Raw genomic sequence first — 21,843 nt, 5'->3', positions numbered from 1 at the left:
TTTTTGCATGTCTATTTTGAAGCCGCCTCAATGCGTTCATAGGAACCGCCTGCCTGCTCGATTTTATAGATCAAGGAACCGCTCATTTCAAAAATTTTGCCTGACGACATTTCGATGGAATCTCCGTTCTTAACGTACAGCGCAATGGATTCAACAGAAGTCGTATGATCTTTCTTCCCGATCCGTTCTTCTATTTTCTCAAAGTCCTCCCAGAGGTAGCTGGCTTCAGAGAAAGACAGCGGTGGGTTGTAGATGAATGCATCCTCGGTCATATAATAATAATCGGCAAGCGACAAAGCCACGCCGACGATTCCAAACGCGAAAAGAAGGCCGCTGACCAAATATCTTTTTAAGCGATTTTCAAAGACGGCCAAGGCAATCAATCCGGATGCGAACAAAGCGATGCCGATGCCGCCTGTGATCAAAGAAAGATACGATGTGCCGACGTAGAGAGCTGCAGGCGTAATAAAAACCGTTTTTATCGGATAAAAAACGGCGGTAGGCGCAATAAGCGAAGAAATAAACAAGATGATCGCAACCGTGATGTAGACGATGCGCCTCTGGTCAACAAACTCATACATGGTACATATCCCCCTAACTGGTCCATTCTGGATGCTGATAGTCCGGTTCTATATGTACGTGTATAACACAGTTCGGTTTCACTTTTTGGATTTTTCTTTCAATTTCTTCAGTAATCCAATGGCTTTCAATGACGTTCAGCTCTGGATTGACAGCGACAGTCAAATCGATGAACATGACATTTCCATGATTGCGGCCTTTAAAGTCACGCAATACACTGACGCCAGGAACTTTGCGGACAAGCACGGACATCGTTTCCACTTCCTCTTCGTCAAACCCGTCGGTCAAGGTCAACACCGATTCTTTGAAAATGTCCAGCGCCGTTTTAATGATGATTATGCCGACGATGAAAGCGGTGATGACATCCAGAATCGGCGCCCCAAGAACAGCCCCGGCAATCCCGATGCCGGCGCCAATGCTGACTAAGGCATCCGACCGGTTGTCGTAAGCCGCAGCACGCACAGCGGAGCTTTTGATTTCATTGCTGAGTTTCAAGTTATAGCGGTATACGAAATACATGACCACCGCACTGAAAACGGCAATCCCCGCCGTATAGAGGGAAGGGGTTTCCGCTGCAGGTTCGAAAAAGCTGCGGACAGCTCCGCTCAATACTTGAAGCCCAATCACTGCCATGATGAACGAAGCAAGCAGCGACGCAATGGTTTCTGCCCGCAAATGGCCATAATGATGGTTTTCATCCGGCGGTTTTTGAGAAATGCGAAGGCCGATCAGTACGGCCAGTGAAGCAATAATATCCGTCAAGTTGTTGAGTCCGTCCGCCGTCAAAGCTTCCGAGGAGCCGACATACCCGAAGAAGAGCTTGATCGCACTTAGGAAAACATAGGCCCCAATGCTGATCCATGCGCCTTTTTCCCCTTTGCGCAAATTTGTATAAAGCTCCATAAAGTTTCCTGCCTCCAAGTCTTCTAAACAAAGGGAAACGACTCTCGAATGAGAGCCGTTTCGTTTGAATGTCGAATTATAAGGGTTCTGCTTTTTGCACTTCCAAATAGAGGATATGGTGCCCCTCTACATCTTTAGCTAAAAACTCATAGCCCTGTTCTATAATTTTTTGCCCTCTTATTGTATCAAAACTCTCCGACATAAACCAGCCTCCGATTGTATCAATATCGTCATCATCTATGCGGATGCCTAATAATTCATTGACATGGCCAATCAAGATTTTCGCATCAATAAGGTAATGGCTATCGCCAAGCCTCCTGATTTCCGGAATTTCATCCCCATCAAATTCATCCTGGATCTCACCGACGATTTCTTCCAGAATGTCTTCGATTGTCACCAAACCGGAAGTGCCGCCGTATTCATCTTGGAGAATCGCTAAATGAATGCGTTCTTGCTGGATCTTCAAGAGCAATTCATTAATTTTAATGGTCTCGATTACTTGGATCACAGGCTTCATAAATTGTTCCACCGTCAAATCGCCGACCGTGGGATCATGGATAAAAGCAGCCATTAAGTTTTTCATATTGACCACGCCTAAAACGTGGTCGCGGTCGCCATCAATGACGGGATAGCGTGTGTATTGCTGGACGCCGACAGTCTTGAAAACTTCACGAAGCGTGGAATCTTTTTCCAAAGTGCACATGGCCGTCCGCGGAACTTTGATTTCTCTCGCGATGCGTTCATCAAATTCAAAAATCTTGTGGACATATTCAAATTCCGAAACATTGATTTCGCCGTTTTTCAGACTGTCGCTTAAAATGGTTTTGATGTCTTCTTCTGTATGGGACCATTCCTTTTGGCTCGCCGGAGCGAAACCGAATAGGGACGACAACAGGCGCGCTGCAGCTTTGAAAAGGGCAATGGGAATAAAAAGGATGCGGTATGTCCAGATGAGAAGACCGGCATTTGCCAGTAGGATGCTTTCGGCTTTTTTCGCCGCAAATGTTTTCGGAATCAGTTCACTGACAATGACAAGCGTGAAAACTAGGAGTGCAAAGAGAATGAAAAAGACAATCGTATTCGGGCCGGCATCGGCTATCGTCGAAACCGCCATCATCGCAGGGAAAAAGTGGGCGGCAATCGAATAGCTCAACCATCCGATTCCAAGCGTGCACATGACGATTCCAAGTTGGCAGGCGAACAGGTAATTATCGGCATGGGCGATGATGCTTTTGACGGCTTTGTTTTTCAGCTGCTGATCGGCAAGCAGCTGATCGATTCGGGAGATCCGGACTTTCACGATCGCAAACTCACTGGCAGAAAAAAATGCCAAGGCCGCGATTAAGACAGCAGATGCTGCCAATTGTATGGGGATGTCCAAATAGCACCTCTGCTCCAACTGAAAAAGAAGCAGAGTTTTCACCTCCTGATTTAAAAAGCTTGGCTTTATTTTAATGATAAAATAGTTCGGAATAAAAAACAAACTATTCTGAAAAATATCTTTACAAAGTTGTAATATGCTTTCATATAAGTAATCCGTTATGCTTTTAGAAACAGCTTAGATAAGGAGAGGCTTATGAAAAAATCGACTTATGGAGAAATTTTAAAAGCATCCACAAAACTCGGGCTCACTTCTTTTGGCGGTCCGACAGCTCATCTAGGGTATTTTCGGGAAGAATATGTAGTGAAAAGAAAATGGCTGGATGACAAAGCTTATGCAGATTTAGTGGCTTTGTGCCAATTCCTTCCTGGTCCTGCAAGTTCCCAAGTAGGGATTTCAATCGGAATGCTGCGGGGAGGGATATTCGGAGGGTTTTTATCTTGGTTCGGCTTTACGATGCCCTCGGTTATTCTTCTCATCCTTTTTGCCATGCTCGTGACAAACGGCTCTTTTGACAGCGGCTGGATCCATGGATTGAAGATTGTCGCGGTTGCTGTAGTCGCACATGCGTTGCTTGGCATGGGGAAATCGCTGGCTCCGGATAAACCGAGAATTGCTTTGGCGGTGGCAGCTGCAGCAGCCATTCTGTTGATGCCGACAGCCTGGGCACAAATTGGCGTTATTTTGCTTGCCGGCGTGATCGGTTATCTCGTGTACCGGAAGGAAGAGGCACCTGAAGCAGTGAAACTTGTCCTGGCGTTCGGCAAAAAGACAGGGATCGCAGCTTGGACAATTTTTGCCGGTTTGCTCGTCGGTTTGCCGCTGTTTCGTCCCATTATTGAATCGAGTTATTATGCGATTTTTGATATTTTCTACCGCGTCGGATCGATCGTCTTTGGCGGGGGGCATGTCGTGCTTCCCATGCTTGAGCGGGAAGTCGTCCCGAATTGGATGACAGCCGACCTGTTCATTTCAGGTTACGGAGCAGCCCAAGCTGTACCGGGCCCGCTATTTACATTAGCCGGTTATTTAGGGCAATTGATGGAAGGGGGACTTGGAGCAGCGCTTGCCGTCATTGCCATGTTCTTGCCTTCGTTTTTGCTGGTGGTCGGAACTTTGCCGTTCTGGAGCATCATCCGCACCAAATCATCTGTCCAAGCCGCTTTAAAAGGGGTCAATGCAGCCGTGGTCGGGATCTTGCTTGCCGCTTTATATGATCCGGTCTTCACTTCAGCAATCCGGGTTCCGGCAGACTTCGCCATTGCCGTATTCGCCTTTGCAATGTTAGTCTATTTTAAACTGGCACCGTGGATTGTCGTTTTGATTACGGCGTTGCTGGGTGCAGGAGCCTATGCAGTTTCATAACGAGGAGGAAGCAAGATGTCTGTGCAGAAAGATCAAATGGATTTATTCGCTCTTTATAAAGAGGAATTTTATCAAAGCAAAAACCAACTATATATGGACGGAAATTCACTCGGATTAATGTCGAAGCGTTCCGAACGGAAGTTGATTGAGCTGGCGGATAGCTGGAAAGTTTACGGCATCGAAGGCTGGACGGAAGGAAATCACCCTTGGTTCACGTTGGCGGAAAACTTGAGCGCGAGAATTGCGCCGCTTGCCGGCGCTCTTCCGCATGAAGTGATGGTTACCGGTTCGATCACAGCGAATATCCACCAAATGCTGTCGACCGTTTTTCAGCCGACGGAAGAACGGTTTGCGATTGTCGTCGATGAATTGAATTTTCCGTCTGATATTTATGCAGTGGAAAGCCATCTGCGCCTTCGCGGCTTAGATCCGGCTACGGCGATGAGGAAAGTAAAAAGCCGGGACGGCTATACACTGCAAATGGAAGACATTGAAGAGCAATTGACCGAAGATGTGGCTGTTCTGTTGTTGCCGTCGGTTCTGTACCGGAGCGGGCAATTATTGCCGATGCAGGATATTGCGAAAGCGGCACACGAAAAAGGGATACTCGCCGGATTTGATTTGGCCCATTCCATTGGCGCTCTTCCGCACGACTTGCACAGCATCGGGGCGGATTTCGCCGTTTGGTGCCATTACAAGTACATGAACTCAGGACCTGGCGGCACAGGCGGACTTTACATCCATGAACGGCACCATCATTTGCTTCCGGGCAATGCCGGCTGGTTCGGATCAGACAAAGCGAAACAATTCGATATGGACCATCAATTCTCAAAGGCGGAAGGGGCCGGAGCTTATCAGATTGGCACGCCGAATATTTTCAGCATGGCGCCTTTGCTTGGAAGCGTAGAAATTTTCGAAGAACTGGGCATAGATAACATTCGGAAGCGGTCGCTGCAGTTGACGAGCCGCTTGCGTGAATTGATTGCAGAAAAACTGCCGGAATTTCAAAATGTTACTCCAGCAGCGGACGAAGAACGAGGCGGGCATATTGCGCTTGCCCATCCGGAAGCAGCAAGAATCTGCAAAGCGTTGAAAGAAGAAGGGGTCGTTCCGGATTTTCGGGCACCGGACATAATCCGTTTAGCGCCTGTCGCCTTGTATATTTCTTTCGAAGACGTCGAAGAAATGGTGGCCCGGCTGGAGAAGATCATGAAACAGGAACTTTATAAAAACTATTCCAACGAAAGAAATGTGGTGGCGTAAATGAAAAAGATGGAAATATTGGATATCACAATGAGCTTGAGCAGCCAGACACCCGAGTGGCCGGGAGATGTAGCATTCGATTATAAACTTTCCACTACGAAAGAAGAAAGCGGTTCGGTGAATGTCGGGCAATTCACAACAAGCACCCACATCGGCACGCATGTGGATGCGCCTTTCCATTACGATGACCGCGGCATTAAAATAGATGAACTGCCTTTGGATGTTTACCGATCAACTGCTCAAGTGGCAGATGTCCGGGGATTGGAAAAAATCACACCGGAAGATTTGCCGGTGCTCGAAGAAGGTGTCACCACTCTCCTATTAAAATCGGATACATGGAAAGACCGGACGCAATTTCCGGATTTTTGGCCGCTGTTCGATCCGCGTATAGCGGAGTGGATGGCAGAAAAGGGAATCCGGCTGCTTGGCGTCGATGTTCCATCGGTCGATGCTGAAACGAGCAAGGAATTGCCGATGCATATGGCCATGAACCAAAATGGGCGCTTTATTCTCGAAGGCATTGTCTTAGACGATGTGGAAGCGGGTGTCTACGAACTGATTGCGCTTCCGTTAAAGATCAAAGGAGCGGAAGGCAGCCCGGTACGTGCGGTTCTGTACCGTTAAATAAGTTTCAAGCATCACAATAAAACCCTCCACTTGGCCATCAAGTGGAGGGTTTTACATATAGTTAGACCGGAAATAAGGTTCCAAGCCTTTTATATTCATGGCAATTTCATCGCAGACTTCCTGGTAAATCGCCCATTGTTCCGACTCGTCCGATGCGCGCAGTTCGGGATTGCGGATATTCCAGCGGACCAACTTTTGTACAGGCAAGTCGGATGGAATGTCAGCAGATTCAAAATCACCGTCATGCAAGGCGACGATCAAGTCCGCTTCGCTTACTTCTTTTGAATCGTAAAAGCGCGGTTCTACGTCAGGTACGTCCAGAACAATTTCTTTCATGATTTCATATGGGGTCTCTGATTGTAATGGCTGGCTCCACGCAGCGCTCCGAATATCCCAATCGGGGAGATTGAGGCGGTTGGCCCAAATTTCAGCCATGAGTCCGCGGTGCTGCTGCGGAGACAGGAAATAGACCGTATGTTTAGTCATAGCTGTGCCCTTCTTCCTTTATTCAATTTTCTTTTTTCTATTAGTAATGTTTACCCATCTGTAATATTTGTAAACTAATATTTTTATGTGGTTTTATTGAAAGTTTGGGAGCAATAAGGAAGCCTGGCCGCCAAAGCTTATTTCTAAGCTCGTGGACCAGGCTTCCCCTTTACTTGACCACTAGCACGGAACAAGGTGCTTCTTTCAATAGTTTCTTGCTGACAGATCCGACGAAGAACTTTTGGAGGCCTGATTTTCCGCTGTTGCCGATAATTAGCAAATCGATTTGCTGTTCTTCGATGAATGCTGGAATCATTTTAGCCGCATTGCCCTCGAGCGCCAGTACATTGCCTTCTATTTGATGGGCATCAAGCTGCTGCTGGATCGAATTATGCATATGCTTTGAAAACTCAATGGACTCGTCTGCATAATCCTTTGGAACGCGGTATCCCTCCTCGCCGATTTCCGGGGGCATGAACTGGGCATAATTGCTGTCTACATTCGCAGACACCACCGGGGCAGAAGCGCCGCCGGCTTCCATGAATCCGATGCTTTCTCTGACTTCTTCGTTGACATAAATTACGTTCAATTTGCTTTCAGGAAAGGATTTTTTAATATCAAGCGCTTTTTCCAACGCAATTTTACTGCCATCAGATCCGTCATAGGCAACTGCAAGATTCTGATACATATGGAGTTCCTCCTATCCTGCTTCTTTACTCATAAACTACCCTCCAATCAATTGAGAAAAACATCCGCTGTCAGTAAGTTTGAAAAAATATATTCGAAAAATGTTGACAATTCAAAATTGTTGGTGGTAATCTTAAAGTACTAAATCGGAGAAAAGGGAGGTTATGGCAATGAAAAAAGTGGCATTGGTACATTCATCAAACATAATAGCATTGTCAGATCGGCCCAAATTTTCCCATTGAATTAATTCGGTAATTGGATATCCAGGGGCAGGTCTGCAAACCTGCCTTTTTTTCATGCGCGTGCGCCTAAAAATAGGTGTGCGCTTTTTTGGGTTTAATCGGCGATTGCTGTTTAAATAAATAAAAGATCGAAGGAGAGAATGAAGATGAAAACACTTCAACAACGGAAAATCATGATCAAGGAATCGCTAGAAGGCGATTAGTTAAAATCGAAGAAGAGAGAAGGAATAAGAAATGTTTAGTGTTTTATGGAAATTAAGATGGTTTTTTAAAGAAAATTGGCTGCGCTACACCATTGCAGTTGGACTTCTATTTATTGCGAATATCCTTGAAATTATCCCGCCTTGGCTGATCGGAGTCGCTATCGATTCCATTGCCCAAGAGCAGTTAACGGTTCTTTTGCTTTGGCAATATGTCGGCGTGTTGGCCATTTCGATGCTCCTCGCGTATCTCATCAATTTTGTCTGGCAATACCAGTTGTTCGGCGGCGCTTATGTCATCGAGCGGCAGCTCCGGTCGAGCTTGATGGGGCATTTCTTGAAGATGACCCCGACGTTCTTTGAAAAGAACCGGACCGGGGATTTGATGGCGCGTGCCACCAATGACTTGCGGGCGATTTCGGAAACAGCGGGATTCGGTATTTTGACGCTTGTCGATTCGACGCTTTATATGGCAACGATCATCGTAGCCATGGGCTACCTGGTGTCATGGGAATTGACTTTCTTTGCGTTGATTCCGCTGCCGGTCCTGGCAATCATCGTGCAAATATTGGGCAAGAAAATTCATGTGCGCTATATGGCGGCCCAGGATGCATTCGGTGACATGAATGACAGCGTATTGGAATCGGTAGGCGGCGTCCGGGTGGTCCGGGCTTATGTGCAGGAACGGTCTTCCGAAAAAGATTTCGCCGCGATGACCGAAGATGTCTATGAAAAAAATATGGCCGTTGAACGGATTGATGCTTTATTTGCGCCGGTAACAAAAGTGCTGACGACAATCAGCTATATGATCGGGCTTGGCTACGGGGCTTTCTTAGTCGCCGAAGGCAGCATGACGCTCGGCGATCTGGTCGCATTCAACGTCTACTTAGGAATGATCGTTTGGCCGATGTTCGCCATTGGAGAATTGATCAACACCTTGCAGCGAGGCAATGCGTCACTCGACCGGGTCAACGAAACCTTGGATTACAAGGAAGATGTAGTTGATCCGGAGCAGCCGGTCTTTACGGAAAAACCCGAGCATATCGGTTTCCGGGATTTTAATTTCACGTATCCGCAATCCAGTTCGATCAACCTGCAAGGCATCAATTTGTCGATGAACAGCGGGCAGACGCTCGGGATCGTCGGGAAGACGGGAAGCGGAAAAACGACTTTCGTCAAACAATTGATGCGGGAGTATCCACTCGGCGACGGCTCGATCTCGATGAACGGCATCGATTTGAGCGATCTATCGAAAGACCAGCTTCGCGGCTGGATCGGCTATGTGCCGCAAGACCATGTGCTGTTCTCCCGCACCATCCGCGCCAATATCCTTTTCGGCAAATCGGATGCGACAGCGGAAGATATTGATCAGGCCATTCGCTTGTCTCACTTTGAGAAAGATTTGGCGATGCTGCCGAATGGTTTGGACACCTTGGTCGGAGAAAAAGGTGTCGCTTTATCGGGTGGACAGAAGCAGCGCATTTCGATTGCCCGGGCACTCATTAAAAATCCGGAAATCCTTATTTTGGATGATTCGCTTTCTGCTGTCGATGCTAAGACGGAAGCGAAAATCATCGAGAATATCCAGGCGGAACGAGCCGGGAAAACGACCATTATTACGACGCATCGTCTATCTGCTGTACACCATGCAGATTGGATCGTCGTACTGGATGACGGAAAAGTCATCGAAGAAGGAACCCATGAAGATTTGCTGAAAGCTAAAGGTTGGTACAATGAGCAATACCTCCGACAGCAGATCGAGGAGGTGTAAAAATGGGGACAGGAAAACGTTTAGTTAAATACGCTATGCAATTTAAAAAGGTTTTGCTTGGGGGCTTGATGCTCTTAGCGGTAGCAGTGGCAGCCGACTTGGCAGCGCCGCTCATTGCAAAGGAAATCATCGATAACCACATTGCCCCGGCAAACGGAACCGTGAATTTTGAACCGATTGCTTACCTATTGGCCATTTTCTTAGGGCTTGGGGTAGTCGCGTCAATCTTCCGGTATTTGGAATATATTTTCTTGCAAAAAGGGGCGAACAGCATTATCAAAAAGATGCGGAATGATGTCTTCGAGCATGTCCAGACCTTGCCGATCCGCTATTTTGATAGCCTTCCTGCAGGAAAAGTCGTTTCCCGGATCACGAATGATACAGAAGCAATCCGGGAACTGTTTGTGACGGTGTTGTCTCAATTTGCCACGAGCTTCATGTATATGGCCGGAATTTACGCCGCCTTGTTCTATTTGGACTGGCAGCTGGCTTCGATGATGCTCGTATTGATTCCGTTACTGTATGGCTGGATGCTGGTCTACCGGAAGTTCGCAGCGAAATACAATCATGTCGTCCGCGAAAAATTGAGCGATATGAACGCGATCATTAACGAATCGATTCAAGGCATGACCATCATCCAGGCTTTCCGCCGCGAAAAACTGATGAAAAATGAATTCGAGGAATTGAATGATAAGCATTATAAATTCCAGCAAAAACTCTTGATTTTGGAAGCAACGGCTTCCCATAACATGGTCGGCGTTTTGCGTTCGCTCATCTTTATTCTCTTCATCTGGTATTTCGGCACGGCTTCGATGAGCGTCAATTCGGCTGTCACGGTCGGCGTTTTATACGCGTTTGTCGATTACATTATCCGCTTGTTTAACCCAATCAGCGGAATCGTCAACCAGTTTGCGAAATTGGAGCAGGCGTTGGTTGCGGCAGAACGGGTTTTCCGTTTGCTTGACCGCACAGGCGAACCGGTCAGCGATGAGAAAATTGCCCGCTACCGCGGAAATGTACGGTTTGAAAACGTATGGTTTGCTTATGAGGAAGATGAATACGTGCTGAAGGATATTTCATTTGAAGCGAAGCAAGGAGAAACTGTGGCATTGGTGGGGCATACGGGATCCGGAAAAAGTTCCATTATGAACTTATTGTTCCGCTTTTATGATGTCACAGAAGGCGCCATTAAAATTGATGGCATGAACATCAACGATATGACACGCCAAGCGGTCCGGGAACATATGGGCATTGTTTTGCAAGACCCTTATTTGTTCACCGGAACGATTGAATCCAATATCACACTCGGCGATTCGCGGATTTCGCGGGAACGGGTGGAAGAAGCGTTGGCTGCGGTCGGCGGCGAGCGGGTATTGAAGCATTTGCCGAAAGGCATTGACGAACCGGTTGTCGAAAAAGGAAGCACCTTGTCTTCCGGCCAGCGCCAATTGGTATCATTTGCGCGGGCGCTCGCATTCGATCCGGCGATCCTCATTTTGGATGAAGCCACTTCGAATATCGATACAGAAACGGAAGAAATCATCCAGCATGCGATGGAAGTGCTGAAAAAAGGGCGGACCACCTTTATTATTGCCCACCGTCTGTCAACGATTAAAAATGCGGACCGCATTTTGGTACTGGACCACGGCCGGATTGCCGAAGCAGGTTCACATGATGAACTGATGAAACTCGGCGGCCAATATTATCAGATGTATCAAATTCAATCAGGGATGTCTCCTACCCAAATTGTTGGGTAAGGGGGCTTTCCCTTTTTTTATTGTTCAGGAATTTAAGCCTAATAGCTATTGCTGTTAAATTTTCTTTCGGTTACATATAATAAAAAAGCGCCGGAACTTTCCAGCGCATTAATCGTATACATGAAAGAGCATCAATTCGTGGATCATAGTTTTGACCTGTTCCGCATCTTGAGGTTCTTTGGAGACCCAGACAATCGATCCATCCGGATGGTATTCTCCAGTAATGCGTTCGTTCTTATAGAAGAAAGAAACAATCCAGCCAGGCAGCTGGCGGTTTTCAAACATGGGTTTAAATTTAAAGTGCTGAAGCATGTAAATCCTCCTTTAAGTTCTTCTCTACATTATAGGGGATGAGAAGCGATTCACAAAGACAAAAAGAAATGAGTGAAGGTCTTGAATATTTTAGTGACGGTTGCGTTGATGGCGATTTTGGGTGCGTTGATCGGTGGGATTACCAACTTTATCGCGATAAAGATGCTTTTCCGGCCGTATAAAGCGGTCTATATCGGAAACTGGCGATTGCCCTTTACACCGGGGCTGATTCCGAAGCGGCGAGACGAATTATCGACGCAGCTGGGCCGCACCATCGTCCAGCATTTGCTGACGCCGGAAACATTTAAAAAACGTTTTTTCAATGAAGAGATGCGCAATAAAGCTGAAAGATGGATTCGGAAGCAATTGGAAATGCACGTTTTTCATTCGCCAAAAACCTTAAATGACTGGTTGGAAGGCGCGGGCCAAGGGGGCTTGGATTTAAAAATTGAAGCGAAGCTTGATGAATTGGTAGACCGCCAGACGGTGTCGATCCGCAATTATGTGGAAGGCAAAACCATTAAAGAATTGATGCCTGAGAATTGGCGCGATGAAACGGAACAAAAGATGATCCAAGGCGTTAAATATGCCATCGACCAAGGATCGGATTATTTTGCTTCATTGGAAGGGCGCCAGACAATCAAGACATTCATCGACGAATTTTTATCTTCCCGCGGAAGATTCGGCAATATGCTTCATTCCTTGCTTGGCGAGTCGAAGAGCATTGTCGACCGCATCCAGCCGGAAATCATCAAATTCTTGAATTCGCCGCGCACGTTTGAGCTGGTCATCACGCTTGCTTACGGGGAGTGGGAAAAGCTGCAAAACCGCAAAGCGGATGACTTCTTGAAGGAGTTTGACTTTGAACCGGCAATCGGCGCAGTTAAAGAATATGTGAAAGAAACAGCGGACATTAAAGGCCGCCTGGATGCGACACTTGCAGAGACTTGGCCGAACGGGTTAGAATGGACAAGTGCAAACATCATCCCGCTTGTTGTGGACTTCGGTTTCCAGCAAGGGGAAGAGAAATTGGAAGAAGCCTTGCAGAAGATCAACATGGAAGGCATGGTAAAAGAGCAAGTCGATTCTCTGCCGTTAAGCCGCCTCGAAGAACTCGTTCTTGGGATTTCGCAAAGGGAATTGAAAATGATTACAGCGCTTGGGTTTTTGCTTGGGGGAATCATCGGGATCGTCCAAGGATTCTTAAGCATCGCGCTGAATACAATGTAGAGGAGAATCATAATGGCAGTAAACATTTATGACGACATCAACAAATTGGAAAGTACATTCCGCAACACGGAGGAATTCACAAAATTGCAAGCGGCAGTGGAAGCTGTGACAGCAGATGCAGAAGCCAACGATTTATTCAAAGGCTTCCGCGATCTTCAAATGACGCTTCAGCAAAAACAAGCACAAGGCGAAGAAATCACAGAAGAAGAAATGATGAGCGCGCAAGCAACAGCTCAAGCAGCTCAAGGCAACCCGAAAATCTTGGCTATGCTTGAAGCCGAAATGGGACTTAGCCAAATCATTGATGAAGTGAACCGCGTCTTGATCAAACCTGTTCAATCTTTATACGAATCAATGTAATCTCACAAAATTAAAGGGATTTCCTTTAGAGACACCGAATACGTAAGATGAATGATAATTCATTTTACGGAAGGGTGTCTTTTTGTATGTATGAAACAATCGAATTAACCAAGCAAGGGCGCACAGCTTACTTAAAATTAAACCGGCCAAAATCGATGAACGCGATGAACGGCACGATGATGAAAGAGTTGGCTGATTGTTTCGAGTCGCTGTTGAATGAAAAAAGCTTGCAAGTGTTGATTATCCACGGAGAAGGAAGAGCCTTTTCTGCAGGCGGAGACATTAAAGAAATGATGGATCCTGAAAATCCGATGGACATCGACCTGGTCATGAAAGAAGTGACGAAGCTTGCGAAAGCGCTTTATACCTTGCCGCAAATTACGATTGCGGCAATCCATGGCGCATCAGCGGGTCTCGGCTTTAGTATGGCACTCGCTTGCGACCACGTGATCGCAGAAGAAAACAGCAAACTCGCCATGAATTTCATCGGCATCGGCCTCGTACCGGATGGCGGCGGGCATTTCTTCATGAAAGAACGCGTCGGCGTCCCGAAAGCGAAGCAATTGATATGGGCTGGACAGACGCTGAAAGCACATGATGCGCTGGCGAAAGGGCTGATCGAAGAAGTGACGGCAGAGGGGCGGGCAATGGAGCATGCAGAAGCGTATGCTGCGGAAGTATTGAATTCTCCTGTCCAGGCAAGGCTTGCGTCCAAAGAAATCCTTCACCAATTGAAAGTCCGCGAGCTTGAAGCCGTTTTGGAAATGGAAGCGAAAGCCCAGTCGGCGATGCGCAAAAGTGGAGACCACCTGGAAGGGATTCAAGCTTTTGTCGAGAAGCGCAAACCGGAATTTAAAGGGCTGTAGCATGGAAAGCATGGCAATCTTGCCATGCTTTTTTCTTTATGGGATGGTTGCGCGCGTTCGGCAGGAAATGCGCGCGTTCAAAGAGGAATACGCTCGCTCAGGAGAAAATGCGTGCGTTCAAATAAAAATACGCGCGTTCAAGAGAAAATGCGCGCGTTCAGCCAAATCAAAAAAGAAAAAACGATAAAACGCCACCCGCTGCTTAACGGATGGCGTTCAAAATTTTATGAATGGAACAGCAGCAACTTGCCAGCTGGCGAAGCCAAACGATGAGTTTGGTTGGTCAATTCTTTTTCTTCAAGCAATGCCCGCCCTTTATCTTTTGCCTGCTCGTCATTTTCTGCAGTAAACGTTTCTTCCACGATTAATTTGCCGATTTGCTCATAGGCCGTCAGTTTGTAGGTTCTCATGCTAGACAACTCCTTCTGAATGGTTATTCATTTTAAGTATATCGGGTTTTGTGGAAAAAGTCCTCCGCTTTTGAAACATTTCAAAACTTGCGGCGTATTAAAGGAAGAGGAGGAATGAGAATGACACTATCCATCCAGCATGCCACAAAAAAATTCGGTGATTTTACAGCAGTAGATGATTTGTCGTTGACAGTGGATCAAGGGCAGATGCATGGATTTTTGGGAGCAAATGGGGCTGGAAAAACGACATCTTTCCGTATGATTCTTGGGTTGTTGAATCCGAATACGGGTGTGATTACGTGGAAAGGAAAGCCTATTACGTATGCGGCAAGCCCGGAAATCGGCTATTTGCCCGAAGAACGCGGACTTTATCCGAAAATGAAAGTCTTGGATCAATTGGTGTATCTGGCGCAGCTCCGGAAGATGCCGGCTTCAAAAGCGAAACAGGAAGCGCTTGTCTGGCTTGAACGTTTTCAAGTACCGCATTATGCAGCAAAGAAAGTGGAGGAATTGTCAAAAGGGAATCAGCAGAAAATCCAATTGATTGCGTCGCTGCTGCATAATCCGTCGCTGCTCATATTGGATGAGCCTTTCTCAGGATTGGATCCGGTGAATGTGGAAATGCTGAAAAGCGCGATCTTGGATTTTCAGAAGCAAGGAGCCACAATCGTATTTTCCAGCCACCGCATGGACCATGTGGAAGAACTTTGCGACAATATGACAATTATGGACCAAGGAAAAGTGGTGCTTGGTGGTTCGATCCGGGAAGTCAAACGGTCATTCGGCAAGCAGAATGTCCGAATTAAAATGGATGAGGATCTTACTTCCTTAAAAGATACCGCCGGAGTCGTCCAGTTTACAAAAACCCACGACGGCGCCTTATTTCAGATTACCGATGAAGAGACAGCCGATCGTTTGCTGAACGAGTCGATGAAGCTCGGAAAACTTCGCCACTTTGCGATTGAAGAACCGTCTTTGGAAGAAATCTTCATTTCGAAAGTAGGGAAAGCCTATGCATAGTTTCTGGATTATCTTTAAGCAGTCCTTTTTAACGAAGGCCAAGACCAAATCGTTTATCATCACCACATTGATTGTCGTCGCTGCTTTTTTCCTGCTGGCAAATTTATCAAATATCATTGAAGTTTTTCAAGGGTCGGATGAAGATGGGAATGTGCTTCATGTGGTTGATGAAAGCGGGGAACTCACGCCGATTCTGCAAGCCCGATTGGATCAGCTGGGCAGCGATGTCCAGGCGATGCCGACGGATTTGGCAGAAGCCGAGCTAAGGGAAAGCATCTCAGAAGGGACAGTTGAGGCTTACCTTGTGCTCGAACAGGAAGGTTCGCTGAAAGCACGCTATGTGTCGGAATCCGCCAATGAACTTGGAAGCGGCAATGAAGTGGAACAAGCTGTCCAATCACTTCAGACAGCCGTGGCGGCAGAAAGCCTAGGATTGAGCGAAAGCGAAGTCGGACAGCTTTTTGCACCGGTTGCATTTGAACGGGAAGCGCTGTCGGAATCCTCCAAATCCCAGGAAGAGTTGAGCCAGGCGCGCGGGCTGGTCTACATTTTAATTTTGCTCATTTATATCGCGGTTATATACTATCCGAATATGATCGCCATGGAAGTGGCGAACGAAAAATCTTCCCGTGTCATGGAAATTTTAATTTCCAGTGTTTCACCCGTCAAGCATATGTTTGCAAAGATCGCAGGCATCGGCACACTGGGGATTTTGCAGATGCTGATTTTTGGGCTTTCCGGCTATTTGGCGATGAAAACAGCCGGCACGGAATTGACGGAAGGCGCCTTTAGCGTATTCGGCTTTTCCAATGTCAAAATCAGCACGTTCCTTTTTGCCGTCCTGTTCTTTTTATTGGGTTATTTCCTATATGCGGTGCTCGCCGCTTTGCTCGGTTCACTTGTCAGCCGCACCGAAGACGTCCAGCAATTGATGCTGCCGATGATGATGCTGATCGTCGTCGCTTCATTGATTGCCTTTTCAGGGATTTCCGTTCCGGAAGCCTCTTTTGTTACGGTCACTTCCTTCATCCCGTTTTTTGCTCCGCTCGTCATGTTTTTGCGGGTAGGGATGCTGGACATTCCGTTATGGGAACCGCTCCTGTCGATCGGCATCATGCTCGTGACCATCGGTTTGCTCGGCTGGTTCGGCGCCCGCGTTTACCGCGGCGGCGTATTGATGTACGGCTCTTCCCAATCGTTGAAAGACATTAAAAAAGCGATTCGTTTAGGCAATCAAAAATAAGAGGCCCAGCTGTTTGCCGGAAGTTTCCGGTAAACAGTTTTTTTTCGTTCTGGGTCATGGTAAAATAGGAACAAATATTCGGTTTCCGAAGGAGTAGAATTATGGGCGATATTCGATTTATCCATACGGCTGATTTGCACTTAGGGAGCCCTTTCAGCGGGATGAAAGGCTTGAAAAAAGAACAATGGCAATTCGTGAAAAACAGCACGTATGCCGCGTTTGACCGTTTAATCGACTACGCAATAAAAGAAACACCTGATTTTGTATTGATTGCAGGCGACATTTACGATGGCGAAGACCGGAGCATCCGAGCGCAGCACCGATTCCAGCAAGGGATGGAACGTTTAGCGGATGCCAGAATTCCGGTCGTGCTTGGATACGGCAACCACGATCATTTGAGCGGCCAATGGGTGCGCTTCGAATTGCCGGAAAATGTCCATGTATTTGGTCCTGACGTTTCGCAGATAAGATTGGCGACGCCAAACGGAGAAGCCATCGTTTCCGGGTTCAGCTATGGGGAACGCCATGTAAAACGAGCGATGATCCAGGATTTTTTGCCTGCTGAAGAATCAGGAGCTTTTTATATCGGGATGCTTCACGGCAGCATGGACGGGGAAACGGCTCATGCGGTTTATGCCCCGTTTACGAAGCAGCAATTGCTTGAAAAAAACTACGATTATTGGGCGCTTGGCCACATCCATAAGCGGGAAGAACTGCATCACAACCCATCCATTGTCTACCCGGGTAATATTCAAGGACGCCATAAAAACGAATCAGGGGCAAAAGGGTTCTACGATGTTTCGCTTTCCAAATCAGGCACAAGCCTTCAGTTTGTGCCGGTTTCAGCGGTTCAATTTGATGGCCTTTCCATCGCATGCGGGGGCATCATGCACATGAACGAACTGATAGATGCCTGCAGAAACAGTGTAGAGCATCATTTGATAGAGCACGGCCCTTCCATCCTCCAGTTGAACTTGGCTGATGTAGATGAAGGAGCCAAAGAACTTTTTGAAGAAGTGACGGAAAAAGAATTAAGGGAGACGCTCCAGGAAGCGTTGGAAGAACTGGAGACGTTTGTCTGGCTTTCTTCCATCGAAATTGAATTGGGGCAAGAAGTTTTTGAAATCTCACCATTGGCCGAGAAAATTATAGCGGCAATGGATTCCTGGCAATTGGCTGATTGGAAAAATGCATTAAAGGATTTGTATCGGCACCCAAAAGGCAGCCGTTTTCTTGAACCGTTAAGCGACCGGGAAACCGCTGATATTCAAGCAGCCGCTGTCCAGAAAATCCGCCGAAATGTCCGGATGGGGGAGTAGAAGATGAAAATAGAAAAAGCCATCATTTACGGATTTGGCAAACACCAGGATTTAAGCATTGATTTGAATGGCCGGATGACTTTGTTGTACGGGGCCAATGAAGCCGGAAAAACCACCATCCAGCAATTTATTGTCCAGACTTTATTCGGCTACCCGCTGCGCACACAGAACTTGCAGCGGTATGAGCCGAAAGCGGGAGGAAAGTATGGCGGGCAATTGCATCTTACCGATCCGGTTTACGGCAAAGTCATAGTGGAAAGAGTGAAAGGCAAAGCGGCCGGGGAAGTCACTGTCTATTTTGAAGACGGCACACGCGGATCGGATGCCGAATTGAAAATGCTTTTGCGGGATTACGACCGGGCGGCTTTTGAATCAGTGTTTTCATTTTCCATCCATGAACTGCAGGGCTTGGAAAAAATGACGGAAGAGGAGTTGAGCCGGACTTTACTGGCCTCCGGGACGACCGGCATCGATGCCATTACCAAACTTGAAGACCGCTTAGAAAAAGAAATGGCTGGCATTTTTAAAAAGTCGGGGCGCAATCCTGAAATCAATCAGCTGGTTGAAGAGCTCCGGGCGATGGAAGCGGAGCTGAAAGGGCTTCGAAGCCGTGCTGAGCTGTACCGCCCTTATATCGGCCGTCTTCAGGAAATCGAGCAGCGCCTCCGCTTGATCGATGAAGAAGAAGATCGAGCAAGCGAAGAAATAAAGAAAATCGAAAAGCAGCAGCAGGCGGCACCATTGATCGAAAAAGAAAAAGGGCTTCAAAACGAACTGGAATCGTTGGCTGTGAGGGCGTTTCCTTCGGATGGGCAGCGGCGGATGGACCGGCTTATGGACCGTTTGTCTGAAGCAAAGGCGAGAGCGGCATTTCTTGAAAAAGAAGCTGAAAGCACCATAAGCAACGAGGCCGGCAGTGACGATATGGGGCCGTTGAATGCTCTTCTTGCACGTGAATCGGAATGGCATCAAATGCGTTCCGTACTTCGCCGGAAGCAGGAAGAAGCCATTCGTTTGGAAGACGACCGGAGACGATTGCTTTCGTTAATCGGCATGGAAGAGCCGGCAGCGCTTCAAGCAGACGTTTCATTAGGCCGGGAGGAAGAACTGATTTCTCTCGTTCAGCAAGCCGAAACGGAAGAAGAAGAAAATCGCTACGCGGACCGGAAGTTGGCAGAAGAAAAAGCGAAGCTTGCGGAAGCCGAAAAAGAGCTGAAACTATTCTTGTCGAATGAGCCGAGTGAAAGTGAACGAAGAATGGCTGAAGAGTGGCAAGGGCTTGCTTCTAAAGTGGCTGAAGCCCGAGCAGCAAAGCGTGCACAAAAAGCGGCAAATAGCCAGAACGTAAGCTATGCCATAACGGGAATCGGCTTGCTTACACTCGCCATCAGTTTATGGCAGTCAAACTACCTTTTGGCGTTTATCGGTTTTTTAGGGGCAATTGGCGGACTTTGGCTCCTGCTGAAAAACGGGAAGCCTGAGGGGCTTGGAGCCGAACAGGAAGCTCTGCTAAGCCGCTATGGCGGCAAAGAAACCGAATATGCGGCATTGATTGACAGACTGGACAGCTATGACCGCAAATTGGACGGCTATATTGAACAAATCGAAGCAGCAAAGCGTTCCATCGGCAAGCTTTCCAAAGAAGGACGCAGCGAGCAAGCGCGTTTTGCTTATCAGAATTTCTTGCAGCGTCTCGGTCTCTCGCCGGATGCAAGCCGGTCGACGGTCCTCGGGCTCTTTGAGAAATTGCGGGAAATTCATGCGGTTGCTTTAAAAGAACAGCGGATGATAACAGAAATCGCAGAGCTTGAACAGGAGCAGGCAGAGTGGCTCGCCCACGCTGAAAATGTGCTCGATGGGCCCACACCAGCCGATGAATTGTATGCGGTGCTACGCGGAGAAATGAATAGGCGGCAGCAGCAGCTGGCGGCCTTGGAAAAGCGGAAAGAACAGGCAGCGGCTATTCGCCAGGAGCTCGAACAACTCCATGCCCTTATGGCGCAAATTCATGAAGAACAACAGGACTTAATGGCAGAAGCCAATGCCCAGACCGTAGATGAGTTTTATTTATTGGGGGATGAGTGGCAAAAGAAGGTGCAAATTGACAGGGAGTTGGCACCCATCCGGTCCCAATTGCAGGTTCTCGGAAATGTTTCCGAGGCGGCTGGAGAACAGTGGAAAGAATCGGACCTTCCGCAGCTTGAAGCGAAGCTCCAGCAGCTAAAAGAAGAGCGGCGGACCCTGTTGAGCGAGCAAGCTGAAAAACAGCAGTTCACGAATCAGCTGTTGACCGATGAAGCCTACGAGGTCCAATTGCAGCTTTTCAATGAGAAGAAAGAAGAATTGGCGGACATGGCCAAACAATGGTCTGCCAGAAAAGCGATCACGGAAGCGATCAAACAGACGATGGAAGAATTGAAAGAAAAAAGTCTGCCCGCTGTGATTCAAAATGCACAAGCTTATTTCGAGAAATTGACTGCCGGTTCCTATAGGGGAATGGAAATGACGCAAGAAGGCTCCTTCGAAGCGGTGCGGAAAGACGGCATGCGATTCCATATTGCCGAACTGAGCCAAGCGACAAAAGAACAGGCTTATTTGTCATTGCGGCTGGCGCTGGCTGTATCGATGGCCGAAAGCCATCCGTTCCCGATCATCATGGATGATCCGTTTGTTCATTTTGATCGCCGGCGGCTCCAGCAAATGATAAACTTAATAACAGAGCTGCAAGAAGACCACCAGTTCGTCTATTTTACGTGTCATGAAATGATGCAGCAGGTTTGGCCAGATGTTTATGTAATAGACGTGGCTACTATCGAAAGGAGTGTATATTCATGAGCAAAGGAATCACACAGCGAGCGGTTGGCGAAACCATCGATGAATTTTTGCTGATCAAGCAATCGGTTAAAGGCGTAACGACCACCGGAAATCCTTTCATGTCTCTCGTGCTGCAGGATAAAAGCGGAGATATTGAAGCAAAATTATGGGATACAAAAGATGAACATGAAAAATTGTTTGCAGCAGAGACAATTGTCCGGGTAGGAGGAGAAATCCACAATTACCGGGGCAAAAATCAACTGCGCATTAAAAGCATCCGTCCGGCAAAACCGGAAGAAAATCAGTCCATCGCGGATTTGATGCCGTCTTCGGAAAAGAGCACAGACGAATTGTTCGAAGAAGTAATGCAGTATTTATTCGAAATGGAAAACCCGCAAATCCAGCGGATCACCCGCCACATTTTGAAGAAATACCAGCAGCCGTTTCTGACATTCCCAGCAGCTACGCGAAATCACCACGATTATGCATCCGGTTTAGCGGACCATGTGGTTTCCATGCTGAAATTGGGGAAAGCGCTTTGCGAAATTTATCCGTCCCTGAACAAGGACCTTTTATATGCGGGCATCATTCTGCATGATGTCGGCAAAGTATTCGAATTGTCCGGCCCGATTGCGACAACTTATACACTGGAAGGCAATTTGCTTGGCCATATTTCGATCATGGTCACAGAGATTTCCAAAACAGCTGACGAATTGGATATCCACAGTGAAGAAGTGCTGTTGCTTCAGCATATGATTCTTTCCCATCACGGCAAAGAAGAGTGGGGGAGCCCGAAAAAGCCGATGATCAAAGAAGCGGAGATGCTTCATTATATCGACAATATCGATGCGAAAATGATGATGCTCGACCGGGCGCTTGGCAAAACGAAACCAGGTGAATTCACAGAACGCCTCTTCCCGCTGGATAACCGTTCGTTCTACAAACCGACCATTGATTAATAAGAAAAGCCCTTTGCCAATTCGGCAAAGGGCTTTTCTTCATATGGAA

The 21,843-nt window shown here is 47.3% G+C and carries 20 protein-coding genes; 13 read left to right on the top strand and 7 right to left on the bottom strand.

The features are described from left to right. Positions 1–11: 11 nt before the first annotated feature. The 3 genes from MTR82_RS12070 to MTR82_RS12060 form a co-directional block, all read right to left on the bottom strand. Entirely contained in the window at positions 12–581 is a 570-nt protein-coding gene (locus tag MTR82_RS12070; RefSeq protein WP_246809301.1) for a hypothetical protein, read from the bottom strand. 13 nt (positions 582–594) lie between these two features. Next, a complete protein-coding gene (locus tag MTR82_RS12065; RefSeq protein ID WP_052652319.1) occupies positions 595–1,482 on the bottom strand; it encodes a cation diffusion facilitator family transporter in 888 nt (295 codons plus the stop codon). A gap of 76 nt (positions 1,483–1,558) precedes the next feature. After that, a complete protein-coding gene (locus tag MTR82_RS12060; protein ID WP_246809300.1) occupies positions 1,559–2,863 on the bottom strand; it encodes a hemolysin family protein in 1,305 nt (434 codons plus the stop codon). Between the two features lie 195 nt (positions 2,864–3,058). Here MTR82_RS12060 and chrA point away from each other — a divergent pair, with 195 nt between their 5' ends. From chrA to MTR82_RS12045, 3 genes are read left to right on the top strand one after another with little or no spacing between them, the layout of a single operon-like run. Next, complete coding sequence (gene chrA / locus MTR82_RS12055; protein WP_246809299.1) at positions 3,059–4,228, top strand: chromate efflux transporter; 1,170 nt, start codon at positions 3,059–3,061, stop codon at positions 4,226–4,228. Between the two features lie 15 nt (positions 4,229–4,243). Next, entirely contained in the window at positions 4,244–5,491 is a 1,248-nt protein-coding gene (gene kynU, locus MTR82_RS12050) for a kynureninase (RefSeq protein WP_246809293.1), read from the top strand. Next, a complete protein-coding gene (locus MTR82_RS12045) occupies positions 5,492–6,115 on the top strand; it encodes a cyclase family protein (RefSeq protein WP_341801986.1) in 624 nt (207 codons plus the stop codon). A gap of 54 nt (positions 6,116–6,169) precedes the next feature. On the opposite strand, the gene MTR82_RS12040 is transcribed toward MTR82_RS12045, so the two are convergent. Together MTR82_RS12040 and MTR82_RS12035 are read right to left on the bottom strand one after the other, a co-directional pair. Next, positions 6,170–6,604, bottom strand: a complete 435-nt coding sequence (locus tag MTR82_RS12040; RefSeq protein ID WP_246809292.1) for a low molecular weight phosphatase family protein — start codon at positions 6,602–6,604, stop codon at positions 6,170–6,172. 169 nt (positions 6,605–6,773) lie between these two features. After that, positions 6,774–7,292, bottom strand: coding sequence for a universal stress protein (locus MTR82_RS12035; protein ID WP_246809291.1), 519 nt, complete (start codon positions 7,290–7,292; stop codon positions 6,774–6,776). Positions 7,293–7,767: 475 nt separating this feature from the next. Here MTR82_RS12035 and MTR82_RS12030 point away from each other — a divergent pair, with 475 nt between their 5' ends. Continuing rightward, positions 7,768–9,504, top strand: a complete 1,737-nt coding sequence (locus MTR82_RS12030) for an ABC transporter ATP-binding protein (protein WP_246809287.1) — start codon at positions 7,768–7,770, stop codon at positions 9,502–9,504. Positions 9,505–9,506: 2 nt separating this feature from the next. Next, a complete protein-coding gene (locus tag MTR82_RS12025; protein WP_246809286.1) occupies positions 9,507–11,261 on the top strand; it encodes an ABC transporter ATP-binding protein in 1,755 nt (584 codons plus the stop codon). 108 nt (positions 11,262–11,369) lie between these two features. On the opposite strand, the gene MTR82_RS12020 is transcribed toward MTR82_RS12025, so the two are convergent. Then, the gene (locus tag MTR82_RS12020; protein WP_052652303.1) at positions 11,370–11,573 is read right to left on the bottom strand and encodes a YheE family protein; all 204 of its coding nucleotides are present in this window, start codon (positions 11,571–11,573) and stop codon (positions 11,370–11,372) included. A 72-nt stretch (positions 11,574–11,645) separates the two neighbouring features. Between MTR82_RS12020 and MTR82_RS12015 the strand changes: the two genes are divergently transcribed. From MTR82_RS12015 to MTR82_RS12005, 3 genes are all read left to right on the top strand, one after another. After that, positions 11,646–12,803 carry a DUF445 domain-containing protein gene (locus tag MTR82_RS12015; RefSeq protein ID WP_324607158.1) on the top strand — a complete coding sequence of 386 codons (1,158 nt, stop codon included), beginning with the start codon at positions 11,646–11,648 and terminating at the stop codon, positions 12,801–12,803. A gap of 12 nt (positions 12,804–12,815) precedes the next feature. Further along, positions 12,816–13,163 carry a YlbF family regulator gene (locus MTR82_RS12010; RefSeq protein WP_052652301.1) on the top strand — a complete coding sequence of 116 codons (348 nt, stop codon included), beginning with the start codon at positions 12,816–12,818 and terminating at the stop codon, positions 13,161–13,163. Positions 13,164–13,249: 86 nt separating this feature from the next. Further along, a complete protein-coding gene (locus MTR82_RS12005) occupies positions 13,250–14,029 on the top strand; it encodes an enoyl-CoA hydratase (RefSeq protein WP_246809285.1) in 780 nt (259 codons plus the stop codon). Positions 14,030–14,253: 224 nt separating this feature from the next. Here the strand turns inward: MTR82_RS12005 and MTR82_RS12000 are convergent, their stop codons facing one another. Continuing rightward, positions 14,254–14,439 (bottom strand): YhzD family protein, encoded by a 186-nt coding sequence (locus MTR82_RS12000; protein ID WP_246809283.1) that lies wholly within the window; start codon positions 14,437–14,439, stop codon positions 14,254–14,256. A gap of 120 nt (positions 14,440–14,559) precedes the next feature. Here MTR82_RS12000 and MTR82_RS11995 point away from each other — a divergent pair, with 120 nt between their 5' ends. The 5 genes from MTR82_RS11995 (at position 14,560) to yhaM (ending at position 21,794) form a co-directional block, all read left to right on the top strand. Next, positions 14,560–15,459: an ABC transporter ATP-binding protein gene (locus tag MTR82_RS11995; protein ID WP_246809280.1), complete on the top strand. Its 900-nt coding sequence runs from the start codon at positions 14,560–14,562 to the stop codon at positions 15,457–15,459. Then, the gene (locus MTR82_RS11990; RefSeq protein WP_246809279.1) at positions 15,452–16,702 is read left to right on the top strand and encodes an ABC transporter permease; all 1,251 of its coding nucleotides are present in this window, start codon (positions 15,452–15,454) and stop codon (positions 16,700–16,702) included. Before MTR82_RS11995 ends, MTR82_RS11990 begins: the two co-directional genes overlap by 8 nt. A 101-nt stretch (positions 16,703–16,803) precedes the next feature. Then, a complete protein-coding gene (locus tag MTR82_RS11985; RefSeq protein WP_246809277.1) occupies positions 16,804–18,021 on the top strand; it encodes a metallophosphoesterase family protein in 1,218 nt (405 codons plus the stop codon). Between the two features lie 3 nt (positions 18,022–18,024). Continuing rightward, on the top strand, positions 18,025–20,856 hold the full coding sequence (locus MTR82_RS11980; protein ID WP_246809276.1) for an ATP-binding protein: 2,832 nt from the start codon (positions 18,025–18,027) through the stop codon (positions 20,854–20,856). After that, positions 20,853–21,794 carry a 3'-5' exoribonuclease YhaM gene (gene yhaM / locus MTR82_RS11975; RefSeq protein WP_052652289.1) on the top strand — a complete coding sequence of 314 codons (942 nt, stop codon included), beginning with the start codon at positions 20,853–20,855 and terminating at the stop codon, positions 21,792–21,794. Before MTR82_RS11980 ends, yhaM begins: the two co-directional genes overlap by 4 nt. The last annotated feature ends 49 nt before the right edge of the window (positions 21,795–21,843 follow it).

Origin of the sequence: Planococcus ruber, from assembly GCF_022819085.1 — a bacterium.
Taxonomy (GTDB): domain Bacteria; phylum Bacillota; class Bacilli; order Bacillales_A; family Planococcaceae; genus Planococcus; species Planococcus ruber.
Note: the sequence above shows the minus strand (reverse complement) of the source record. Positions and strands in the feature narration are given on the sequence as shown.